Here is a 3,410-nt window from a genome sequence, read left to right as displayed (position 1 = left end):
TGTGTGGGGAGTATGGGGAGTGTGGGAATTTTCTCCCGAATTTTTGCCTAATTGCAAAACTGAGATGCACCCGTACCACTGTTGGGTAAGCTAGCAATTTCCCATCACCAATTCCCCATTACCAAATCAACGGATGTGCCTTGGGTGTTCCACAAATCGGCAACGCCGATATCAGTGCTCTAGAAAAGCAGCACATTCAACATGAGAGGTTTGAGGAAAGAAGTCAGCAGGTTGGATGTGGGTTAACTGGTAGTAACCGTTGAGGCAAAGGAGTTTGAGGTCTCGTGCTAGGGTAGCTGGCTTACAGCTGATATAAACGATCCGTTTTGGTGCCACTTCCCTAAGCATGTCAATGACTGCCGGAGAACATCCCTTACGGGGTGGGTCAAGTATTACAATATCTGGGGTGATAGTCAAATGAGGCAGTAACTGCTCGACTGATCCCGCCTGAAATTTCACATTAGTGATCCCATTGATCAAGGCATTCTGCTCAGCTTGCTTTACTGATGCAGCTTGCACCTCCATACCAATAACTTGGCTTACCTGTTGAGCAAGGGGTAGAGTAAATGTACCAATGCCACAGTAAGCATCAACTACACATTCATCCCCCTTCAGGGCTAGCTGTTTAATGATTAGGTTTAACAAAACCTCAGCCGCTTCAGTATTAACTTGGAAAAACGTATTTGGTCGCAGCCGCAACTCAATACCAGATACGTTTTCCCTCAAGTATGGCTGACCGGCAACACAATAGGTTTGGGAACCAAAAATGACATTACTGCGGTGGGGGTTGTGATTCACACAAACACCCACTAGTTGGGGATAACGATTTAGCCAAGTTTGCCCTTGGACATCCAGGTCTTTTAAATTCAGATCTGTTGTGACCAAGGTTAGCAACATCTCGCCAGTGTGTTTTCCAATGTGTAACGAAAGGTGACGCAATCGTCCTTGGTGGCGGCTTTCGTTATATATTGACCACCCCAATTGCTCAATATCCTGCTTAATTTCCCCTAGCAGGGGATTCAAACGCTGGTCTTGCACGGGGCATTGATTAAGATTAATCAGGTGGTGGCTACCTTTTTGGTAGTAACCCGCTTGAACTGAACCCGTTGCTGAGCGTTTAAGGGGATAGGTAGCTTTGTTTCGATAGCCCAAGGGAGAATCTGTGGTTAAGATTGGTGCTACGGCGGGTTCGCTAAATCCACCAATGCGTTTGAGGGCTTCAATCACCTGATTTTGCTTCGCCAACTGCTGATAGTCCCAGCTCACATGCTGCCATTGGCAACCACCACACTTATCCGCCACGATACATCTGGGATGAACACGATTAGGAGATTCCACCAACAGTTGATGTAACTTACCAGTGGCATAGTTAGGTTTGACCCGAATCAAGCGCACCAAAGCTTTATCCCCTGTGACAGTATCCGGAACAAAAACCACCCGATTTCCTAGCCGTCCAACGCCATCACCACTATCACTGAGGTCTGTAATCATAACCTCAATCAGTTGACCTTGTTGCCAACACTCAGGTCTGGACTCATTAGTTATCATAATTGGCATCATATAGCAAAGGGACTAAGTAGTAGGCAGAAAGGCCTTCGGCCACGCTGTGCGTTCGTTGAAAGCGATCGCTTATGGTAGAAACCAATTCAGGTCGGCGCACCCTTCGCTACCTGTAGGGTGTATTATTAAGCTACCCTAGTACTTATACCGTTTTTGCGTAAATCCTGATAGTTTTGTTTTATTGCCAGCTAGAGATGGCAATTGCCAGCTAGAGATGGCAATAGGGAGCAACGGATGCTTCAAGGGAATGTTTTGGATTGGGAAAGAGGGGAAAGAGACTATCGATGGCAGCAAACATGCATCGGTTTTGCTCTATTTGTTGACATTATGCCCAATGCCCTTCCGTTGTGTCACCCAAAGTCGGTAAACTACTAATTAACAGTTCTGGGAACAAGTCCCGAGCTAAAATCTTTAATTTAGCTGGGGACTTGTTCCCTGAGTAACTCAATAAAAAACTCCATAAACTAATAACATGAGTGTAGTTAGTCAAGTCATTCTCAATGCCGATGACGAGCTGAGATACCTCAGCTCTGGTGAACTCAAAAGTATCAATGATTTTTTGCAAACCGGTGAGCAGCGATTGCGCATTGTTGCCACCCTGTCGGAAAATGAAAAAAAGATAGTACAAAAAGCCAGCAGTCAGCTGTGGCAGAAACGCCCTGACTTCATAGCACCAGGAGGGAATGCCTATGGTCAGCGTGAACGCAATCAGTGTTTACGGGACTATGGTTGGTACTTGCGCTTGGTCACCTATGGTGTGCTTGCTGGTGATCAGAAACCTATTGAAGACATTGGTATCATCGGGGCAAGAGAAATGTACAATGCCCTAGGTGTGCCAATGGCAGGGATGTCAGAAGCCATGAATTGCTTAAAAGAGGCATCTTTGGGAATCCTAACCGATGAGGATGCTGAGTTGACAGCTCCCTACTTTGATTACATTATTCAAGCCATGTCTCCTAAGTCCTAAGTCATTAGTCTTAATTCATTGGTGATTAGTCATTAGTCATTGGTTATTTACAAATAGCCAACGGTTAATTGTAAGTTGTAAATTTACAATTAAAAATTAGCAATTAGCAATTACCAACTAAAAATCAACAAAAGACTAATGATTAATGACCTCAAATCCCACGCATTTTAGTCGTGGGATTATTTAAATTAAATGTGGTTCATCAAAAAATTGCCCTGGCTTTCATTATCAATTCTTCTGTTAAGCCATAGTATTTTTGGCTGGATGATATCTGTTGACTTTCAGGAATTGATTACGGTAGAACACACTACATCAGGCTTACATCCTTCCTTATTTAAGGTATCGGTATGGCTCTGGCTGATCGGAGCAGTTTATATCTTGTTGATGGCTTTAGCTATAACTTCTCCAGTGTATCAGATTAGAAAACTGTACGGGACTTGGATGAAATCTGATACCAAAGCTTTTGTTTCCGTAATTTTAGGCTCTTTCCTAGGCGTTATTATCCTGCGCTGGATTTATTATTCTAGCCGTATTCTGGTGCTGATTGCTGCTGCTGCCTTAGCTAGATTAGATCTTCAAACAGAAGGATACGGTGAATGGCAGGCTTTTTGGATCATCTTTGGGGTTTCTCTAACAGGTTTTAGTCTAGGGTTATTACTAAATCAGTTACTAGTTAATCAGTTACTGATAGCAATTATATAGCCATGTTGATAGAAATGAGTGTCGTTTTTTTGGTGATGGGTAATGGCTAATGGGCATTGGTAACAAGTTAAGCAAAAGAGCAATTTGTCAAGCCCTCTGAGTCTGGGAAAGGAGACAAATCAAGGGGAGGTTTTTTTCTCCTGGTACGAGGGGCTTTGACAACCCCCAAATCTTGGTTCTC

The 3,410-nt window shown here is 43.7% G+C and carries 4 protein-coding genes; 3 read left to right on the top strand and 1 reads right to left on the bottom strand.

The window, feature by feature from the left end; all coding sequences use genetic code 11:
- Nucleotides 1-171: 171 nt before the first annotated feature.
- Nucleotides 172-1,557 carry a 23S rRNA (uracil(1939)-C(5))-methyltransferase RlmD gene (gene rlmD / locus F6K52_RS34230; RefSeq protein ID WP_293089344.1) on the bottom strand — a complete coding sequence of 462 codons (1,386 nt, stop codon included), beginning with the start codon at nt 1,555-1,557 and terminating at the stop codon, nt 172-174.
- A 204-nt stretch (nt 1,558-1,761) separates the two neighbouring features.
- On the opposite strand from rlmD, the gene F6K52_RS34225 reads away from it, so the two are divergent.
- From F6K52_RS34225 to F6K52_RS34215, 3 genes are all read left to right on the top strand, one after another.
- A complete protein-coding gene (locus tag F6K52_RS34225) occupies nt 1,762-1,935 on the top strand; it encodes a hypothetical protein (RefSeq protein WP_293089342.1) in 174 nt (57 codons plus the stop codon).
- A 97-nt stretch (nt 1,936-2,032) separates the two neighbouring features.
- Nucleotides 2,033-2,527 (top strand): allophycocyanin subunit alpha-B, encoded by a 495-nt coding sequence (gene apcD / locus F6K52_RS34220; RefSeq protein WP_293089340.1) that lies wholly within the window; start codon nt 2,033-2,035, stop codon nt 2,525-2,527.
- Between the two features lie 264 nt (nt 2,528-2,791).
- Nucleotides 2,792-3,229, top strand: a complete 438-nt coding sequence (locus tag F6K52_RS34215; RefSeq protein WP_293089338.1) for a hypothetical protein — start codon at nt 2,792-2,794, stop codon at nt 3,227-3,229.
- Nucleotides 3,230-3,410: the final 181 nt, after the last annotated feature.

This window comes from Moorena sp. SIO3H5 (genome assembly GCF_010692395.1).
In the GTDB taxonomy this organism is placed as follows: Bacteria; Cyanobacteriota; Cyanobacteriia; order Cyanobacteriales; family Coleofasciculaceae; genus Moorena.
This window is presented reverse-complemented; position numbering and strand designations above follow the sequence as displayed.